Here is an 18,871-nt window from a genome sequence, read left to right as displayed (position 1 = left end):
CGCCTCAGTGTTCCTGCGGCGTGGGCCGCGGATTGTTGCGCGGCTCGACGACGTTGCTGATCACCACGGGACTACCGTTCTTGAGCTTGATCTGCCCGCTGGTGACGACTTGCTGCCCCTCGGTGAGCCCGGTCAGCACGGCCACCTGGTCGCCGCGCGTCTCGCCCGTCGTGACAAACACCTGCCGCACCACCAGGTCGCCCGTCTTCGGCGGTGGGGCGGCGGGAGCGGCGCCGCCCGGCGCGGCGTCCCTGGGCGCCGGGACCGGGGCCGGCTGCACGACGAAGACGGTGGAACCATACGGGTTGTAGGTGATCGCCGTCTGCGGCAAGGTCAGGTACTGCTTCTTCCCCCCCACTTCCACATGGACGTTGGCAAACATGCCCGGCAACAGCTGGCGTTTGGGATTGGCCACCGTGGCTTCCACCTGCACATTGCGCGTGGCGGGGTCGACCTTGGAACTGATGGCGCTGATCTTGCCCGCAAACACCGTGTTCGCATGCGCATCGCTGGACAGGTTCAGTACCTGGCCCACCTGCAGGCCGCCCAGCTGCTTTTGCGGAATATAGAAGTCGACATAGATGGGATCGATGGTTTGCAAGGTGACGATCTTGTCGCCGGGATTCAAGTACTGGCCCGGATTGACGGTGGTGATGCCGAGTTTTCCCGCAAACGGCGCGCGGATGGTCTTCTTCTCCACCAGCGCCGCCTGCTGGGCCGCCAGCGCCTTGCGGCTTTTCAGGTCGGCCACATCGTTGTCGACCTGCGCCTGGCTGATCGCCTGCACGGCAAATTGCTGGCGGTCGCGCGCCAGCACGGACGCGGCCAGTTCGGCGGCCGCCTCCAGGGCGCGCAGCTGCGCCAGGTCGGCATCGGCGTTCAGCTGCAGCAACAGTTGCCCCGCCGTCACTTCCTGGCCGGACTTGAAATGGATGGACCTGACGAGGCCGGCGATTTCGCTCGTCACGTCGACGCCGCGCACGGCCACCAGGGTGCCCACGGACGCCAGGTGCGGCTGCCACTCGGCCTTGCGGATGATGGTCGCCGATACCGTCTGCGGCGTGGGCTTGGGGGAACTGGCCATGAGCTGGCGGATGTGCAGGAAAAATCCCAGCGCCAGCAGGGCAATCAACAGCACCACCGCCCCCAGCATGATGAGCATGCGTTTCGTGCGTTTCGTCATGGATGCGCTCCTTGTCATTGCGTCCCGCTGCCATTGCGCGTGCCGTATTGCCAGGCCTTGCCGTGCCGGCCCGTCAGTCCGCTGCCGTGGAAACGGCCTGCAGTGCGGGACGGTTCCACCAGCCGCCGCCCAGCGCCTGAAACAGCGCGGCGCTATCGGCATAGCGGGCCGCCTGCGCCTGTACCAGGCCCACCCTGGCCTGCTGGTAAGTGCGCTGGGCGTCCAGCAGGCTCAGGTAGCTGATGGCGCCCAGCTTGAATTGCTGCGTACTCAGCGCCAGCGATTCGCTGGCCATGGCCGCCACCTCGGCTTGCTGCTGCAAGGCGGCCGCATCGGCTTCGAGGGCGCGCAGGCTGTCCGCCACATTCTGGAAAGCGCCCAGCACGGTGGCGCGGTAATCGGCCGCCGCGCCCTCGTAGGCGGCGACGGCGGCACGCCGCCCGGCGCGCAGCGCGCCGCCATTGAAAATGGGCTGGGCCAGCCCGGCCGCCACGCCCCACACGGCAGAACCGGCATGCAGCAGCGCGGGAACGCTGGTGGCCAGCGCGCCGACGTTGCCCGTCAAGGTAAATTGGGGATACATGGCTGCCGTGGCGACGCCGATCTGCGCGCTGGCCTGCTGCAGCAGCGCTTCGCTGGCGCGGATGTCGGGGCGCTGGCGCACCAGGGCCGATGGCAGGGAAACGGGCAAGTCCTGCGGCAGGCGCAGCGACGCCAGGTCGAATTCGGGCATGCCGGGCTCGCTGGGCAAGCGGCCCGCATACACGGACAGCTGGTGGCGCGTCAGGGCCAGGGCCTTTTCCAGCGGCGGCACGCTGGCGCGCGTCTGCGCCACCGTGTTGCGCTGGACCAGCACCGTGGCGCGGCCGATGGCGCCGAAGCGCAATTGCTGCTCGATCAGGTCCAGCTGTTTCTGCTGCGCATCGAGTATCTCGCCGGTGGCCTGCAGCTGGGCGCGCAACGATGCTTCGCGGATGGCCGTCGTCACCAGGTTGGCCGTCAGGGTCAGGTACACGGCTTCCAGCTGATACTGCCGATAGTCGACCAGGGCTTGCAAGCCCTCCAGCTGGCGCTTGTTGCCACCAAACACATCCAGCGCATACGACACATTCACCGAGCCATTGTACAAATTCAGGACGCCGCCCACGCCCTCCAGGTTGCTGTTTTTCTCGCGGCTGACGCCCAGCTGGGCGCCCACCTCGGGATACAGCAGGCGGCCGGACAGGGCGCGGTAGTTTTCATCGGCCTGGCGCAGGGCCGCCTGGGCCGACGCCAGGCCGGGACTGCGCGCGAGGGCGCCGCGCACGAGCTGGTCCAGCGCCGGCGACTGGAACAGCGACCACCATTGCGCGGGAATGTCCTGGCCCGGCACGAAACGCTGCGCCTGGCCAGCGGGACCGGGCGCGGCCACGGTGTGCGCCGGCAATGGCGCCGGCGTGTAGCGGTCGCCGCCGGGGGCGGCGGGAGGCCGGAAGTCCGGCCCGACGGCGCAAGCGGCCAGCAGGCATGCCGTGAGGATGCCGAGTATGGGCTGCCGAAGGCTGGAGAACATGGTGCTGGTCCGTTACGTTGCCGTGCCACATTACCGTTGAAAAATATCGCAAAAGTACCGCGATACCAGGCTGGCGAACTCGCCCGCCCGTCCTACGATTGTAGAGCACCAGACGTAAAAAGAGCCTTCCGAAGAAGGCTCTTTGACCTGGCACAAGGATTGCGCAGCCGAGGCTGCCTGACTTACTTTTGCAGGCTGACCGACGCTGTCTTCGGCGCGCGGCGGCCCATCAGGAACAGCACGGCCTTCTTCAGCATGCGGTAGACGAAGCGCACCAGCAGCAGGGTCAGCACGCATTCGAGCAAGGTCAGTATCATGGCCACGGCCACGGGCATACGCGCGGCGCGGCGGTGGAACTTGGCCACGGCGCCATCGCGGGCGATCTCGATGCTGTCATAGAAGGTCGGCACGACCAGCAGGGTCAGAATCGTCGAGGTGATGGTGCCGCCGATGATGGCGATCGCCAATGGACGGTAGAACTCGCCACCCTCGCCCAGGCCCAGCGCCACGGGGAACATGCCGGCGATCAGCGCGAACGTCGTCATCAGGATGGGGCGCAGGCGCATGCGGCCCGCATACATCAGCGCGTCTTCGCGGCCATGGCCTTCTTCCTCGCGCTTGCGCGCCGCGTCGAGCAGCAGGATGGCGTTCTTGGCGACCAGGCCCATCAGCATGATGATGCCGATAAAGCTCATCAGGTTGAGGGTATTGTTGGTGATCACCAGCGCCACCACCACGCCGATCAGACTGAGCGGCAAGGACATCATCACGGCCACCGGCGCCGTGAAGGAACCGAACTGCATCACCAGGATCAAATACATCAGGCCGATACCCATCACCAGCGCGATCAGCATTTCCGTGAACAGCTCCTGCTGGTCCTGGCCCGCGCCGCCCAACGCCAGGCCGTAGCCGGGCGGGAAGTCGATGGAGTTGGCCAGCTTCATGGCGTCACTCGTCACTTCGCCGTTCGAACGGCCCTGCGCATTGGCCGACACGGTGATCGTGCGCTTGCCATTCTTGTGCTCGATGCCGGACGGACCCTTGCCCATGGTAATGGTGGCGATCTGGTCGAGCGGCACCATTTGCGACGTGCCCGTCACGCTGATCGGCAGGCGCTCGATGTTTTCCGATGCCACGCGGTCGTCGGGGTGCAGGCGCACGGCCACGTCGCGCGTCTCGCCCGTCGGATCGACCCAGTCGCCCACTTCCACGCCGGCAAACGCCACGCGCAGCGATTGCGCCGCGTCATTGACCGAAATGCCCATGGAATTGGCCAGACCACGGTTGAGCTCGATCTGCAGCTCGTTCTTCGGGTCCTGCTCCGACAAGCCCACATCGACGGCGCCGGGAATGGCGCGCAGCTTGTCCATGTAGGCGTTGGTAATTTCCATGAGTTTACGCGAATCGGGACCCGTGAACTCCACCTGGATGGGCTTTTGCGAACCGTTGCTCAAGTCATCCTGCACCACGTATTCGGCGCCCACCAGGCGCGACATCTTTTCGCGCAGCTCGACCGCGATTTCCTTGGCCGAACGCTTGCGGGTGTTGCGCTTGCCGATATCGACATACACGCGCCCGCCGTTTGCGTTGACGGAGCTGTTGGTATCCTTGGTTTCAGGCAAGGTACGCGCCAGCACGGCCGCCGCTTCCAGTTTCAAACGCGAATATTCGATGCTGCTCGACGATGGCGTGCGCACATTGATCATCAGATTGCCCGAGTCGGATGCTGGCAGGAAACTCGTGCCGCCGTGCGTGGCGTGCAGGGCGATGGCGCCCACCAGGCTGCCGAAAGCGATCACGGCCATCCAGCGGCGGTGATGCAGGGCCCAGGCGATGACGTTGCCGTAGCGGTCGGCCTGGTGGTCGAACCAGTGATTGAATTTCTCCAGCATGCGGCCGATGCCTTTTTTCGGCGCCGCATGTTCCTCGACCGGGTCGCCCCAGTAGGCCGACAGCATCGGGTCGAGCGTAAACGAGATGCCCAGGCTGACCAGCACCGAGCACGTCACCGTCAGGGCAAACGGACGGAACCATTCACCGGAGATACCGGGCATGAAGGCCACGGGGATGAACACGGCGATGATGGAAAACGTCGTGGCGGCCACGGCCATGCCGATCTCGGCCGTGCCTTCCAGCGCCGCCGTGCGGCGATCCTTGCCCATCTGCATGTGGCGCACGATGTTTTCGCGCACCACGATGGCGTCATCGATCAGCACGCCAATGGCCAAGGACAGGCCCAGCAAGGTCATGAAGTTCAGGGTGAAGCCGCACAGCCACACGGCAATGAAGGCGGCGATCACGGACGTGGGCAGGCTGAGCGCCGTGATCAGGGTCGAGCGCCACGAGTTCAGGAAGGCGTAGACGACGAAAATCGTCAGCACCGCGCCCAGCACCAGCGATTCGATCACGTTGTTCAGGCTATGCTGGGCGTTTTCGCCGCCGTCGCGCGTCACCTGCAACAACGTGCCTTTCGGCAAGGTCTTGTTGATTTCCTCGACCATGTCGCGGATCTTGTTGGCCACGCTGACGGTGGAGGCGTCGCGCACGCGGGTAATCGAGATGCCCACGTTGGGCTTGCCGCTGCGCACGCTCAAGGTGTTGATCTCGGCAAAACCATCCTCGATCGTCGCCACTTGCGCCAGACGCACGATTTCCTCGCCGCGGCGCTTGATCACCACTTGCTCGAAATCGCTCGGCGACTCGATGCGGCCGACCAGCCGGATGCTTTTCTCGTCCAGGGTACCGCGCACCTTGCCCACCGGCGCATTGGTATTCTGGTTGCGCAGGGCGGTGACGACGTCGCTGACGGAAACATTATATTCACGCAGTTTTTCCGCGCGCAGCAGCACGGACAGTTCGCGTTTCAGCGAACCGCCCACGTTCACCAGCGCCACGCCGTCGACGGCGCGGAAGCGGTCCGACAGCACGTCCTCGGCCAGGCGCGAGATTTCCGCATGGCTTTGCGCGCTCGACGACAGCGCCAGCTGCATGATCGGCTCGGCCGACGGGTCGATGCGCTGCAATATCGGTTCGCGCATTTCCGTCGGCAGCTTGTAGCGCACGGCGGCAATCGCGTTGCGGATATCGTCGGACGCTTCGATCAGGTTCGTCTTGAAGGAAAACTGAATGAAGATGCTGGCCGAGCCTTCGTTGGAACTGCTATTGACTTCGGTCACGCCGGAAATGCTTTGCAAGGATTTTTCCAGGCGGTTCACCACTTCGCGCTCGACCGTATCGGGCGAGGCGCCAGGGTAGGGAATGCTGACGACGATGAACGGCACTTCGACGTCCGGATTCTGATTGACGCGCAGTTTCTTGAGCGCCAGCAAACCGACGCACATCATCGCCAGGATCAGGACGATGGTGGCCGTGGGCCGCTTGATACTGAAATCGGAAAGGAACATGGCTTAGTTTCCTTTACCGGCAACGGCGGCGCTGCTGCTGGCCACGGCGGCGGCGGGGACGGCCTTGGCAGCCGTCAATTCCACTTTCTGCCCATCCTTGAAGGTCGAACCGGGCGTGCGCAGCACGGTGTCGCCGCTGGCCAGGCCGCTTTGCACTTCCCACTGGCCCGTGCGCACGTCGCGCGCGCCGATGCGCAACGTGGCTTTATGCAAGGCCTTGTCCTTGACTTTCCACGTGTACGTGACGTCGCCCGCCTTCACCAGAGCCGAGTCGGGTATCATCAGCGCGCTGACGGTTGCCGTCTCGATGCGCCCTTCCGCGTACAGGCCGGCCACGCGCGGCTGTTCCTTGTCATTGAAATCGACGAGCACGGCCACCTGGCGCGTGACGGCGTTGGCAGCAGGATCGACGCGGCGCACCTTGCCCGCGAAATCCTGGCCGGGATAGCCATTGATGCGGAACAGCACGGGCTGGCCCACCTTGACGACGCCGATCTTGTCGGCCGACACCAGGCCTTCCAGGCGCATACTGGTCGGATCGATGACCTTGATCAATTCCTTGCCGATTTGCGCCGTATCGCCATTCGATACCTTGCGCTCGCTCACGATGCCGTCGAACGGCGCGCGCACGAGGGTGCGCTGCAGCTGCTGGCGCGCCTGGGCGGCGCGGCTCTTCGCGGCGGACAGATCGCTTTGCGCATTGTTGCGGCGGATTTCCGCGTCTTCCAGCGCCTGCGTCGACGTCATGCCCGAGGCGCGCAGGGTTTTCATGCGCTGGAACATGCGTTCGGACTGCTCCAGCACCTGGCTCGAGGCGCGGCTGGCTTCCTCGGCCGAATTGAGGCTGTCGCGGATGGCCGTTTCGTCCAGGCGCACCAGCACGTCGCCCCGTTTGACGATTTCGCCGTTTTCCTTCAGTACCTGGATCACCACGGCCGACACTTCGGCACGCAAGTCCGCGTTGCGCTCGGGCTGCACGGAACCGGTGATCACGGGACCCGACGCCAGCGCATTGCTCTGGATGGTCAGCAGGTCTTCCGGGGACACCAGCAGATTGACGCTAGCGCTGGCCTGTTCCTTGGCATTCTTGCCGCCCTTGCCGGGATCTTTGGACTCTTTGCCGCAGGCGGCCAGGGCAGAAGCGATTGCCAGAACAAACAGGGTTTTGCGCAACATGGGTATTTCTCCGGATAGATAGCGCCGCGACCGTCCCGGCGGCCCGGATAGGACCGCAGGCGATGGCAGGCATTTATTTTTATTAAAACCACAAGCGCCAAAGTATCCATGAGCGCATCCGGGCATGTCAATCGGCGGTTTCCTGTAATGCTTTATTGAATGGATGAAACGTAGTTTTTACGCCCTGAAACGCAAAACCCCGCCTTGAAGCGGGGTTTTGCGTTTCAGGGGGAACAACGCTTAGCGGGCAAACACGTAGTTGATCAGGAAACCGATCGCCACGCCCGTGCACAGGCCGCCGGCGATTTCCACCAGGGTATGGCCCATGCGCTCGCGCAAGGTCTTGTGCGCGGCGCTGGCCGCCTCCCCCGCCAGGCGGTTGATGGCGGCCGCCTGCTTGCCCACGTGCTGGCGCAGGCTGTTGGCGTCGATGATGACGATGAAAGCCAGGGTCACGGCCACGCCGAAGGCGGGATGGCCTATGCCTTCGCGCAAGGCGATCAGGGTAGCCATGCTGGACACGACGGCGCTATGGTTGCTGGGAAAGCCGCCATTGCCGACCAGGCCGAACGCCCATTGCCGCGTGCGGACACTGTTGATCAGGAATTTGATCGGTCCGACCAGGATCCAGGTGATCAGGGGCGTGACGAGGTAAGCGATATCCACGGGGTATTCCTTCTTATATATATATGTCGAGAGTGTGCAAGAGACTGCGGCAGCCGGATGGGCGCGCCGCAATTATCGCAGATCGTCCGCGCCAGCAGAACTGTCTGTCGCCGGTCTATAAAACGCCGCCCCGGGCGGCAACTAATATAAAATCATGGCATATACAACAATTGACGTATATCAACACTGAGTGCGGCGCGCACAGCGGCGCGGATAATCAAACGTCTTTCACTTGCAACGGGGTACTCATGCGGCATTTCAGAATTTCCTTTTTAGTCACTTTTATCCTGATGGCAGTGTCGGGCTGGTGGGGCTACAGCCATGGCGGCATGCCCGGCCTGATCAATGCCCTGTGGATCACGGGCGTGCTGGGCATCATGGAAGTGTCGCTGTCGTTCGACAATGCCGTGGTGAATGCCTCGGTCTTGCGCCACTGGAATGAATTCTGGCAAAAACTGTTCCTCACGGTCGGTATCCTCGTGGCCGTCTTCGGCATGCGGCTGCTGTTCCCGCTGGTCATCGTTTCCGTCGCCACGGGCCTGGGCCTGGTCGACGTGTGGACCATGGCCACCACGACGCCGGACGTGTATGCCAAGCACCTGACGGACAACCATGCGCAAGTGGCGGCCTTCGGCGGCGCCTTCCTGCTGCTGGTGTTCCTGAACTTCCTGTTCGACGACGAGAAGGAATTGCACTGGCTGGGCTGGGCCGAGGAAAAAGTCAATGCGCTGGGCACGGAAAGCCTGGCCGTCCTGATCACCATGGGCGCCGTGGCCGCCTGCGTGGCGATGGGTCCTGCCGAAGCCAAATACAGCGTGCTCGCGTCGGGCATCGTCGGCATCGCCGTCTACATCGGCGTGAACTGGATCAGCGGCTTGCTGGAAGAAGGCGAGCCGGACTTGCAGGATGACGAGGAGGAAGGCGCCGCGCCAGCCAAGAACGGCAATGGCGACCTGGTAAAAACGGTGGCGCGCGGCAGTATCGGCGGCTTCCTGTACCTGGAAGTGCTGGACGCCTCGTTCAGCTTTGACGGCGTGATCGGCGCCTTTGCCATCACCAACGACGTCGTCATCATCATGCTGGGCCTGGCCATCGGCGCCATGTTCGTGCGCTCGATGACGGTGTACCTGGTGCACAAGGGCACCCTGGACGAATTCGTCTACCTCGAGCATGGCGCCCATTATGCGATCGGCATCCTCGCCTTGATCATGCTGGCGTCCGTCAAGTACCATATTCCGGAGTGGTTCACGGGCCTGTCGGGCGTGGCCTTCATCCTGGTCTCGCTGTGGTCGTCCCTGCGCTATCGCAAACGGCACGCGGCGCAAGCTTGAAATCGGGGGTTCCGCCCCCAATTGTGAGAGTAATGGCACGAGCGCCTGGCGCTCATCCCATGAAGGCATGTTTGAGTTATTTACTGAAAAGGAGCACCACATGGCAATCAGTTTGCAAAAAGGCGGCAACGTCAACCTGAGCAAGGAAGCACCGAACCTGAAGAAGATCATCGTCGGCCTCGGCTGGGATCCTCGTTCGACGGACGGCGCCACCTTCGACCTTGACGGTAGCGCTTTCCTCCTGAAAAGCGACGGCAAAGTCCGTGGCGACTCTGACTTCATCTTCTACAACAACCTGAAATCGACCGACGGCTCCGTCGTGCACACGGGCGACAACACGACCGGCGAAGGCGAAGGCGACGATGAGCGCATCGAAATCGACCTGACCCGCGTGCCAGCCGACATCGACCGCATCAGCATCACCGTCACCATCCACGACGCCGACGCGCGCCGCCAGAACTTCGGCATGGTCTCGAAAGCCTTCATCCGCTGCCTGAACGCGGAAGGCGAAAAAGAAATCGCCCGCTACGACCTGTCCGAAGACAGCTCGACGGAAACGGCGATGATCTTTGGCGAAATCTACCGCTACAACGGCGAATGGAAGTTCAAGGCCATCGGCCAGGGCTTCAACGGCGGCCTGGGCCCTCTGGCCCGCTCGTTCGGCGTGAACGCCTAAATTCACGCTCGTTAAACCTGCAGCGCCGCGCATCGAGCGTGCGCGCGACGGTTTTCCGAGGTGAATTGCACTTTTGTCATATCATTACTGCCGCCTGCACAGATCAGGCGGCTTTTTTTTGGAGATTTATCATGCCAGTATTTAGTGTCACGGGCGACGTCGATCCCTTCCTCCACGTCAGCATGAAGCAGGGCGAAACCATCTATTGCGAATCGGATGCGATGGTGATGATGGAAACGGCGCTCGATTTGAAGGGCAAGATGACGGGTGGCCTGGGCAGCGCCATCATGCGCCGCTTCGCGAATGGCGAATCGTTCTTCCAGCAGCACATCGAAGCGGTGCGCGGCAGCGGCGATTGCCTGCTCTCGCCTACCCTGCCGGGCGCCATTGAAGTGGTCGACGTGGGCGCGCGCCAGTACCTGCTCAACGACGGCGCCTTTGTCGCCGCCACCTCGGGCACGGAAATGAAGGTGCGCACGCAAAGCATCGGCAACGCGCTGTTCGCCCAGTCGGGCGGCTTCTTCGTCATGGAGACGGCCGGCACGGGGCAGGTGGTGGTATCGGGCTTCGGCTCCATGTTCCAGCTCGACGTGGAGCCGGGCAAGGACGTCGTGATCGACAATTCCCACGTGGTGTGCTGGGACAACAGCCTGAAATACGAGATTTCCGTGACCACGGGCGGCGGATCGGGCGGCGGCGGCATCGGTGGCTTCCTCGGCAATATCGTCAACAGCGTGACCAGCGGCGAAGGCATCGTGCTGCGCTTTTCCGGCTCGGGCAAGGTCTTCATCTGCTCGCGCAACCGCGACGCCTTCCTCAAGTGGACGGCCAGCGGCAAGGCCGGCTGATTCCCTCTCTATAAGGCCAGGTTAAGTTTTTCTGGCTACACTGCCCGCGCGCGCACCTGCGCGCGGCTTCCCCCTATTTCCACCCGGTCCCCGTACATGCAAAGAGTCTGGTTCAACAAAACATTTTCCTCGGTCGGCACGGCCATGCGCCTGATCCGCGAAGCCGACAGCGCCGCCACTGGCGGTGCGCCCCGCTATCACATCGTGTGCAGCAATACGAATGCGCATGCGGCCGCCTTTTTGTCGGCCCACGAATACGCGGTCGAACCGTCGGGACTGACGGGCCACAACTATGTCGAATGGTGCCTGGAATTTTGCCGCGAGCGGGGCATCACCATTTTCTGGCCCGGCAAGGAAGCGGGCCTGATCGGCAGCGCCAGCGCGCGCTTCGCCGCCATCGGCACGCGCGTGCTCAGCGTGGCCAGCGAAGACACCCTGACCCTGATGCATGACAAGGCGCGCTTCTGCGAGGGCCTCGACCTGCCCATGGCGCGCCCGGCCGACTACCGCGCCGTCACAAACATCGCAGAATACGATGCCGCCTACGCCGAACTGCGCCCGCTGCATCGCAAGCTGTGCATCAAGCCATCCGAATCCGTGTATGCCCTGGGCTTTGCCATACTCGATGAAGAGCGCACCAGCGCCCAGCTGCTGCTGGCCGGCGCCGCCTACCAGATCAATGCGCAAGAGCTGCGCAACGGCCTGGCGCAGATGGCATCGTTCAAGACCCTGCTGCTGATGGAATACCTCGACGGCCACGAATACAGCGCCGACTGCGTCGCCGACCAGGGCAAGCTCATTTGCGCCGTGCCGCGCAAGAAGCTGCATGGGGGCGGCAGCGGCCAGCTGATCGAGCTGCGCGCCGACCTGCTGGCGGCCTGCGACAAACTGGCGCGCGACTACCGCCTGAACGGCGTCTTCAACATCCAGTTCCGCGAAGGCGCGAATGGCCTGGCGCTGCTGGAGATCAATCCGCGCATGTCGGGCGGCATCGGCATGGCGTGCGCGGCGGGTCCCAACCTGCCCTACCTGGCGCTGGCCGGTTTCGACCAGGGCTTTGACAAGCTCAGCGTGCCGGCCATCCGCGAAGGCATGCGCGTGGGCGAAGCCGCCTGCGCCGTGGAGCTGCCATGAACGTCGTCAAGCAGCAGATGCCCACGGGCGAGCTGACCCTGAAGGTGGACGAGGCGCGCTTTCCGCTCGACTGGCTGATCGGTTTTGCCGCGCGCGCCAACGCCAAACGGGGCTTTTTGTTCCTGTCCAAGGTGCTGGGCAAGCACTGGCCCGTCACGCCGCGCGCCATGCAAGCCATCCACGACGACCTGGCCGCGCAAATCCCCCCCAGCCTGCCCGGCCCCGTCGTCTTCATCGCCATGGCGGAAACGGCCGTCGGCCTGGGCCAGGGCGTGTTCGAGGCGTGGCTGCGCGCCAACCCGAACGGCAAGGCTTTGTTTTTGCACAGCTCGCGCTACCGCGTGGGCACGGTGCCCTTCTTCGAATTCGAGGAATCGCACAGCCATGCGCCGCGCCAGTTCTTACACTTGTCGGACACGGCCAGCACCCTGTTTTCCACGGCGCGCAGCCTGGTGCTGATCGACGATGAAGCCTCGACCGGCAACACCTTCGCCAACCTGGTGCAAGTGTGCCGCGCGCGCTATCCGCAGCTGGAAAAGCTGCACCTGGGCGTGATCACCAATTTCATGGGCCAGGCCGCCAACGCGGGCTTGAGTGAGCGTTTCGGCCTGCCCACGACCATCGGCGCGGCGCTGTCCGGCCACTACGCCTTCCAGGCCGGCGCCGCGCCCGCTCCGGTGGCGGCCAGCGCGCAGCGCTTCGAGGCCAACGAGGAACGGGGCGCCAGCCCCGCATTCGGGCGCATCGGCGTGGGCCGCGCCCTGGCGCCGCCGCAAGGCCTGGCGGTGCAGCTGGCGCAGGAAATCGGCGCCGGCGATTCCGTGCTGGTGCTGGGCACGGGCGAATTCATGCACCCGTCGTTTTTGCTGGCGCGCGAGCTCGAAGCGCTGGGCAAGAACGTCGTGGTGCAGTCGACCACGCGCTCACCCATTTTGTCGTGGGGCTCCGTCGGCCATATCGTCAACTGCGACGACAATTACGGCGAAGGCATCGCCAATTACCTGTACAACGTGGCGCCTGGCCAGTACCAGCACGTATTCATCTGCCATGAAACCCCGGCCAGCCCGGCCCTCATGCAACTCGCCGGCCAATTGAACGGCCGCCTGTTCCACTTTCAGTCAGAGACCAAAATTGAAGAAATTCCTGTTTGTTGATCTGGACGACACACTGTTCCAGACCCCGAAAAAATGCCCGGGCGAGACCGATTTGCAAGCGGCCGCCTATCTGAAAAATGGCGAGGCCTGCTCGTTTACGACGGCGCGCCAGCGCGCCTTCTTTGAATTCGCGCAAAGCGGCATGACCCTGATCCCCGCCACGGCGAGAAATGGCGACGCATTCCGCCGCGTCGACCTGCCGTTTACCAGCTACAGCGTGCTCGATTACGGCGGCATCGTGCTGCAGCCGGGCGGCGCGCTCGACGCGGGCTGGCTGGCCCTGATGCAGAACGACATGCAGACGGCCTTGCCCGGCCTGCGGGACGCCATGCGCATCATCGACGATTTCCAGGCCAGGACGGGCATGCCTTCGCGCGCGCGCCTGATCGAGGATTACAACACGCCGTTCTACATCGTCGTCAAGGACCATGAAGCGCGCGGCGAACGCCTGGCCGACATCGAGGAGCAGGTGCTGCGGCAGTGGATCGCCGCCGAAGGCGCCGACTACTTCATCCACCGCAACGGCAACAACCTGGCCGTGCTGCCGAAAACCTTGAACAAGGCGCGCGCCGTGGCCTACCTGCGCGCGGAACTGGAAGCCGAACACGGCCCCATCGTCAGCTTCGGCATGGGCGACAGCCGCTCGGACGCCCGCTTCATGGCCGCCTGCGACTACGCCATCATCCCCAACGGCACCCAGCTGGCGGCCCTCACGGTGGCGGCGCTATGAGTGAAACAACACCGCATTTCAGCGGCAGCTACCGCCAGGAAGACGTGGAGTTTCTGCTCACGCCGATGGCGCTCGAACCGATTCTCGATTTGGCAGAAAAGGAGCGCTTGATCCAGTCGGGCCAGCGCCACTACAGCGAAATGCTGTCGCCGGAGTCCCTGCCCTCGCCCGCCTACCTGGCCCTGTTCCAGAACGCGTTCGCGGCCAACCGCCTGCAGATGGCGCGCGACTGCCTGCGCCTGGCCGCCCTGATCGCGGCGCGCCGCACGGGTCCCATCACCCTGGTGTCGCTGGCGCGCGCCGGCACGCCGGTGGGCGTCATCCTCGGGCACTTGCTGCGCCAGGTATTCCAGCGCGCATGCAGCCATTATTCCGTCTCCATCATCCGCGACCGCGGCATCGACGCGCATGCCTTGCAACACATCCTGGCGCAGGGCCATGCGGCCGAGTCCATCGTCTTCGTCGACGGCTGGACGGGCAAGGGCGTGATTTCGCGCGAGCTGCGCCAGACGGTCCACGATTTCAACGCGGCCTATGGCACGGCGATCGACGGCGGCCTGTTCGTGCTGTCCGACCTGGCCGGCACGGCCGCCTGCGCCGCCTCGGCCAGCGACTACCTGATCCCGTCGAGCATCTTGAATGCCACCGTCTCGGGCCTGGTCAGCCGCTCCGTGCTCAATGAAGCCATCGGCCCCGGCGACTTCCACGGCTGCGTGTATTACGCGCAGTTCGAGCAGCACGACCAGTCGCGCGCTTTCGCCGACGGCCTGGTGGCCGACGCCATGGCGATCGCCGCCAGCAGCGGCATCCCGCTGGCCGAGGCGAGCGATGCGCCAGCCATGGCGGCCCGCTCGCAAGCCTACATGGCCGCCGCGCAGCAGGAATACGGCATCAGCGACATCAACCTGATCAAGCCGGGCATCGGCGAAGCGACGCGCGTGCTGCTGCGCCGCGTGCCCGAGCGCCTGATCGTGCGCGACACGAATGCGCCGGACGTGGCACATTTGCTGCTTCTGGCGCAGGAAAAAGCCATACCCGTCACAGTAGAACCGGCGCTGCCTTACCAGGCGGTCGCCCTTATCAGGAGCGCAGTCGATGGATAACAACTCCCTACACCCGCAAAGCGAACACAAGGCGGCGCTGGGCGCCTCCATGTACGTGCCGACCACGCACAAGGACTTGCTGGCGATCGCCAACGGCGACAAATTCAGCCATTTGCGTTCGGTCATCCTTTGCACCGAAGACGCCATCGCGGAACGCGACCTCAGTTATGCGATGTTCAATCTGTCGCTGGCGCTGCAAAACATGTGCGAGGAATCGGACACCCTGCGCTTCGTGCGCGTGCGTAACCTCGAGGTGCTGGCGCGCGTGCTGGCCATGCCGGGCGCCGACAAATTGAGCGGCTTCGTGCTGCCGAAATCCACGCGCCACAATTTCGCCGCGTATTTCGAGCTGGTGCGCCACACGCATCACCTCTTGATGCCGACCCTGGAAACGGCGGAAGTGTTCGACGACGAGGAAATGAAGCAGTTCCGCATCCTGCTGTCGGCACCGGAAGTGCGGCGCCGCATCCTGGCCCTGCGCATCGGCGGCAACGATTTATTGGCCCTGCTGGGCTTGCGCCGCCCCACCAGCGGCACGATTTATTCAACGCCGCTGGGCCAGGTCATCGGCCGCCTGGTGACGATCTTCAAGCCGCACGGCTTCCAGCTGACGGCGCCCGTCTTCGAACACCTGTCGCAGGGCAGCTGGCTCGACGCCGAAGTGGCGCAGGACATGGCGCACGGCATGATCGCCAAGACGGCCATCCACCCGGACCAGGTGCCGCAGATCGAGCGCCACTACCAGGTGGCGCAGTCGGACATCGAACTGGCGCTGCGCATCATCGACCCGGACAGCCCGGCCGTGTTCCGCATGCAGGAATCGATGTGCGAAGTGGCCACGCACAGCAGCTGGGCCCTGCGCATCATCGAGCAGGCGCGCCTCTTCGGCATCCGCCATGCGGCCGACAACGCCGCCGCGCACCTGCCGACTATCTCATTGACTCAACTCTCAAGCGACGAAGGGATTGCACGACCATGACCAATTTCACACGCGGACAAAAAGGCAAACTGGCTGACCTGGGCTTGAATGGCCCGTTTGCCGTCACGCTCGATATCGTTTCGGGCTCGATGGAAGTGGACGTCAGCTGCTTCGGCGTCGATGCGGCCGGCAAGCTGTCGGACGACCGCTACATGGTGTTCTACAACCAGAAAAGCGCGCCGGACAACGCCGTCACGGTGGAGCTGAACGGCCCGCGCTCCGTGTTCCAGGTCGACCTTTCCCGCCTGCCCGCCGCCATCGACAAGCTGGTATTCACGGCGGCGACGGAACAGGGCAGCATGCGCGCGCTGGGCAACTCCAGCCTGGCGCTGGGCCAGGCCGCCACCTTTGCCTTCACGGGCAATGACTTCCAGGACGAGAAAGCCGTCATCATCGGCGAACTGTATCGCCGCGACGGCAGCTGGCGCTTCGGCGCCGTGGGCCAGGGTTTCGCGGGCGGCCTGGCGGCGCTGCTGAAGCACTTCGGCGGCAGCGAAGCAGCGCAATCCTCTCCGGCGCCGGCTCCCGCGCCTGCGCCAGCGGCCCCGCCGCCGGCGAATAAAATCTCGCTGTCGAAGATCCGCCTGGAAAAGCGCGGCGACAAGATCTCGCTCGACAAGCGCGACAGCGGCGGTTACGGCCGCATCCGGGTCAACCTGAACTGGAACCAGAACGCGTCGCAAGGCCAGGCGCCCGCATCGAAGCTGGACACGGGCTTCCTGGGCAAGCTGTTCAACAAGCCGGCCGGCCGCGCGGGCGGCATCGACCTCGATATCGGCTGCCTGTTCGAGATGAGCAATGGCGCCAAGAGCGCCGTACAGGCGCTGGGCAACAGCTGGGGCGCGTATGACCGCCCGCCGTATATCCACCTGGAAGGCGACGACCGCACGGGCAGCATCAGCAGCGGCGAAAACATCTTCATCAACGGCACCCATTTCGACCAGATCAAGCGCGTGCTCGTGTATGCCTTCATCTACGAAGGCGTGCCGAACTGGGCCGCCACGGACGGCGTCGTGACGATCGAGATTCCCGGCCAGCCGACGGTGGAAGTGCGCCTCGACAGCGACAGCCAGCACGCCATGTGCGCCATCGCCATGCTGGAAAACCACGGCGGCAACCTGCAGGTGACAAAATTGGTGGAATACTTCGGCGGCCAAGGTAAAATCACGGCGCACCAGGCCATGGATGAAAGATATAACTTTGGCCTGAACTGGAAAGCCGGCCGGAAAGACTAACTCTTTCTCCAACTAAACAATTCACCCCTTAACATGACCCCTACGACCAAAAAAGTCACCTTCGCCTTCGCCATCTTCCTCGTGGCCGGCTTCCTGCTGCTGGCCACCTACACGTGGATGGCCCTGAGCTTCTCGTACTCGGAAGGCGAACGGGCGGGCTACCTGCAAAAGTTCTCCAAACGGGGCTGGATCTGCAAGACGTGGGAAGGGGAATTGTTGCTGACGGCGCTGCCGGGCACCATCCCGGAAAAATTCCAGTTCAGCGTGCGCGACGAGGAGGTGGCGAAACAGCTGACGGCCGCCGCCGGCAAGCGCATCCTCGTCACCTACAGCCAGCACAAGGGCGTGCCCACGCAATGCTTCGGCGAGACGGAATATTTTGCCGATAAAGTCGTCCTGAGTCAGTAATACCGTCATTCCAGCAGCATCGCGCCGGCCAGCCATACTCGTGCCGGCGCCCTTCCCCGCTCTCCAGCCGCATGGCGCGCCTCGCGCATTCCCGCTTTCTTATACACTAGCGCAATTAGTTCTGACTGGAACTGTTCATTCGTGTAGTAAAAACGCACGATGCTTGCGCTAACGCAGCACGTCCAGCCAGCCCACCGTTAGCGTGTATCACCACGACCGGAAATACCATGCGCATACGCCCCGCCGCCCTGGCCTTGCTGGCCGCCTCGCTGCCCCTGTCCGCCCAGGCACAGGATATCTCCGGCATGGCCGGCGCCCTGAAAGTGAACTCGACCAACGAGCGTACCTTTGTGGCGGCCATCAGCTACACGCAGCCGGTGGGCAACTACAATGCCGTCAGCCTGTCGTACATCAATGAAGGCCACCCGGAAGACCATCACCGCGACGGCATGGCGGGCCAGGTCTGGCTGCGCACGAAAAAAGTGGAGCAGGGCCTGATGCTGGGCGCCGGCGTGGGCCGCTATTTTTTCTTCGATACGGCCAAGACCGATGAAGCACCGCACAATTTCGACAATGACCATGGCTGGGGCTCCATCGTCAGCCTGCAGGCGCGCTGGCAGTTCGACAACCGCTGGTATGCGCAAGCGCAGCTCAACCGCATCCGGCCCAGCGGCAAGGACAACACCACGCACCTGCTGATCGGCGCGGGCTACCGCTATGACGGCGTGCCGGGCGCCAAGCTGCACCTGCAGAACTGGGCCCACGACGACACCTTGACCTTATCGACCGGCCACACCATCGTCAACAGCATGCGCTCCGAGTCCTCGCGCCCGTTCGCCCTCGAATACCGGCGCGCGGCGGGACAATACGTGGACTGGACGGTCACCGCCCTCGACGAAGGCAGCACGGCGCTGGCGCATCGGCGCGGCATGGCCGCCCAGCTATGGCTGATCCGTTCGCTCAATGAAAAGGTGGAATTCGGCATGGGCGGCGGGCCGTACGTGGCGTGGGATGCACGCGACACCCAGGGCCACAGCACGCGCCTGACGGGCTTGCTGTCGGCCGTGGGCCGCTACCACGTCGACCGCCGCTGGGTGGCGCACGTGGCGTGGAACCGGGTCATCACCGATTATCACCGCGATGCGGATGTCATTTTGGTGGGGGTAGGACGGAAGTTCTGATGGAAAAACGTAAAAAATCTTGCTCTTCCGCTAAAGTAACGATACCGAACAAAACCGTAGCGAGCGGCAGTGATTTGTGGCTGAGAAGCGCCCCCGTACTTTAGTACGGGG

The 18,871-nt window shown here is 63.9% G+C and carries 16 protein-coding genes; 11 read left to right on the top strand and 5 right to left on the bottom strand.

Annotated elements, in window-relative coordinates; genetic code table 11:
* Positions 1–4: 4 nt before the first annotated feature.
* The 5 genes from AC07VH_RS28475 to AC07VH_RS28455 form a co-directional block, all read right to left on the bottom strand.
* A complete protein-coding gene (locus AC07VH_RS28475; protein ID WP_494789346.1) occupies positions 5–1,183 on the bottom strand; it encodes an efflux RND transporter periplasmic adaptor subunit in 1,179 nt (392 codons plus the stop codon).
* Positions 1,184–1,256: 73 nt separating this feature from the next.
* Complete coding sequence (locus tag AC07VH_RS28470; protein WP_494789345.1) at positions 1,257–2,735, bottom strand: efflux transporter outer membrane subunit; 1,479 nt, start codon at positions 2,733–2,735, stop codon at positions 1,257–1,259.
* 182 nt (positions 2,736–2,917) lie between these two features.
* Positions 2,918–6,139 (bottom strand): efflux RND transporter permease subunit, encoded by a 3,222-nt coding sequence (locus tag AC07VH_RS28465; RefSeq protein ID WP_494789344.1) that lies wholly within the window; start codon positions 6,137–6,139, stop codon positions 2,918–2,920.
* A gap of 3 nt (positions 6,140–6,142) precedes the next feature.
* Positions 6,143–7,315 carry an efflux RND transporter periplasmic adaptor subunit gene (locus tag AC07VH_RS28460; protein ID WP_475416304.1) on the bottom strand — a complete coding sequence of 391 codons (1,173 nt, stop codon included), beginning with the start codon at positions 7,313–7,315 and terminating at the stop codon, positions 6,143–6,145.
* Positions 7,316–7,555: 240 nt separating this feature from the next.
* Positions 7,556–7,981 carry a divergent PAP2 family protein gene (locus AC07VH_RS28455; RefSeq protein ID WP_475416303.1) on the bottom strand — a complete coding sequence of 142 codons (426 nt, stop codon included), beginning with the start codon at positions 7,979–7,981 and terminating at the stop codon, positions 7,556–7,558.
* A 248-nt stretch (positions 7,982–8,229) separates the two neighbouring features.
* Here AC07VH_RS28455 and AC07VH_RS28450 point away from each other — a divergent pair, with 248 nt between their 5' ends.
* The 11 genes from AC07VH_RS28450 to AC07VH_RS28400 all read left to right on the top strand — a co-directional run bounded on the left by AC07VH_RS28450 (position 8,230) and on the right by AC07VH_RS28400 (position 18,760).
* A complete protein-coding gene (locus AC07VH_RS28450) occupies positions 8,230–9,312 on the top strand; it encodes a DUF475 domain-containing protein (protein WP_475416302.1) in 1,083 nt (360 codons plus the stop codon).
* 100 nt (positions 9,313–9,412) lie between these two features.
* The gene (locus AC07VH_RS28445; protein WP_046682304.1) at positions 9,413–9,988 is read left to right on the top strand and encodes a TerD family protein; all 576 of its coding nucleotides are present in this window, start codon (positions 9,413–9,415) and stop codon (positions 9,986–9,988) included.
* A 131-nt stretch (positions 9,989–10,119) separates the two neighbouring features.
* Positions 10,120–10,836 (top strand): TIGR00266 family protein, encoded by a 717-nt coding sequence (locus AC07VH_RS28440; protein WP_070224704.1) that lies wholly within the window; start codon positions 10,120–10,122, stop codon positions 10,834–10,836.
* Between the two features lie 96 nt (positions 10,837–10,932).
* Positions 10,933–11,970, top strand: coding sequence for an ATP-grasp domain-containing protein (locus tag AC07VH_RS28435; protein ID WP_494789343.1), 1,038 nt, complete (start codon positions 10,933–10,935; stop codon positions 11,968–11,970).
* Positions 11,967–13,124 carry a phosphoribosyltransferase domain-containing protein gene (locus AC07VH_RS28430; RefSeq protein WP_494789342.1) on the top strand — a complete coding sequence of 386 codons (1,158 nt, stop codon included), beginning with the start codon at positions 11,967–11,969 and terminating at the stop codon, positions 13,122–13,124. Before AC07VH_RS28435 ends, AC07VH_RS28430 begins: the two co-directional genes overlap by 4 nt.
* Complete coding sequence (locus AC07VH_RS28425) at positions 13,102–13,854, top strand: HAD family hydrolase (RefSeq protein WP_475416299.1); 753 nt, start codon at positions 13,102–13,104, stop codon at positions 13,852–13,854. Before AC07VH_RS28430 ends, AC07VH_RS28425 begins: the two co-directional genes overlap by 23 nt.
* Positions 13,851–14,957, top strand: coding sequence for a cysteine protease StiP family protein (locus AC07VH_RS28420; protein ID WP_494789341.1), 1,107 nt, complete (start codon positions 13,851–13,853; stop codon positions 14,955–14,957). Before AC07VH_RS28425 ends, AC07VH_RS28420 begins: the two co-directional genes overlap by 4 nt.
* Entirely contained in the window at positions 14,950–15,936 is a 987-nt protein-coding gene (locus AC07VH_RS28415) for an HpcH/HpaI aldolase/citrate lyase family protein (protein ID WP_475416297.1), read from the top strand. Before AC07VH_RS28420 ends, AC07VH_RS28415 begins: the two co-directional genes overlap by 8 nt.
* Positions 15,933–17,171 carry a TerD family protein gene (locus tag AC07VH_RS28410; RefSeq protein WP_494789340.1) on the top strand — a complete coding sequence of 413 codons (1,239 nt, stop codon included), beginning with the start codon at positions 15,933–15,935 and terminating at the stop codon, positions 17,169–17,171. The genes AC07VH_RS28415 and AC07VH_RS28410 overlap by 4 nt, the downstream gene beginning before the upstream one ends.
* Positions 17,172–17,204: 33 nt before the next feature.
* Entirely contained in the window at positions 17,205–17,579 is a 375-nt protein-coding gene (locus AC07VH_RS28405; RefSeq protein ID WP_494789339.1) for a DUF8785 domain-containing protein, read from the top strand.
* Positions 17,580–17,806: 227 nt separating this feature from the next.
* The gene (locus tag AC07VH_RS28400) at positions 17,807–18,760 is read left to right on the top strand and encodes a hypothetical protein (protein WP_494789338.1); all 954 of its coding nucleotides are present in this window, start codon (positions 17,807–17,809) and stop codon (positions 18,758–18,760) included.
* Positions 18,761–18,871: the final 111 nt, after the last annotated feature.

It is taken from the genome of Janthinobacterium sp. GW821-FHT03C10 (assembly GCF_059420865.1).
The sequence above is the reverse complement of the archived record's forward strand: the minus strand, read 5'-3'. Positions and strand labels throughout refer to the sequence as shown.

Coding starts and splice junctions, on each gene's coding strand:
- AC07VH_RS28475 (WP_494789346.1), bottom strand. CDS start 1,183: ATGACGAAACGCACGAAACGCATGCTCATCATGCTGGGGGCGGTGGTG.
- AC07VH_RS28470 (WP_494789345.1), bottom strand. CDS start 2,735: ATGTTCTCCAGCCTTCGGCAGCCCATACTCGGCATCCTCACGGCATGC.
- AC07VH_RS28465 (WP_494789344.1), bottom strand. CDS start 6,139: ATGTTCCTTTCCGATTTCAGTATCAAGCGGCCCACGGCCACCATCGTC.
- AC07VH_RS28460 (WP_475416304.1), bottom strand. CDS start 7,315: ATGTTGCGCAAAACCCTGTTTGTTCTGGCAATCGCTTCTGCCCTGGCC.
- AC07VH_RS28450 (WP_475416302.1), top strand. CDS start 8,230: ATGCGGCATTTCAGAATTTCCTTTTTAGTCACTTTTATCCTGATGGCA.
- AC07VH_RS28445 (WP_046682304.1), top strand. CDS start 9,413: ATGGCAATCAGTTTGCAAAAAGGCGGCAACGTCAACCTGAGCAAGGAA.
- AC07VH_RS28440 (WP_070224704.1), top strand. CDS start 10,120: ATGCCAGTATTTAGTGTCACGGGCGACGTCGATCCCTTCCTCCACGTC.
- AC07VH_RS28435 (WP_494789343.1), top strand. CDS start 10,933: ATGCAAAGAGTCTGGTTCAACAAAACATTTTCCTCGGTCGGCACGGCC.
- AC07VH_RS28430 (WP_494789342.1), top strand. CDS start 11,967: ATGAACGTCGTCAAGCAGCAGATGCCCACGGGCGAGCTGACCCTGAAG.
- AC07VH_RS28420 (WP_494789341.1), top strand. CDS start 13,851: ATGAGTGAAACAACACCGCATTTCAGCGGCAGCTACCGCCAGGAAGAC.
- AC07VH_RS28415 (WP_475416297.1), top strand. CDS start 14,950: ATGGATAACAACTCCCTACACCCGCAAAGCGAACACAAGGCGGCGCTG.
- AC07VH_RS28410 (WP_494789340.1), top strand. CDS start 15,933: ATGACCAATTTCACACGCGGACAAAAAGGCAAACTGGCTGACCTGGGC.
- AC07VH_RS28405 (WP_494789339.1), top strand. CDS start 17,205: ATGACCCCTACGACCAAAAAAGTCACCTTCGCCTTCGCCATCTTCCTC.
- AC07VH_RS28400 (WP_494789338.1), top strand. CDS start 17,807: ATGCGCATACGCCCCGCCGCCCTGGCCTTGCTGGCCGCCTCGCTGCCC.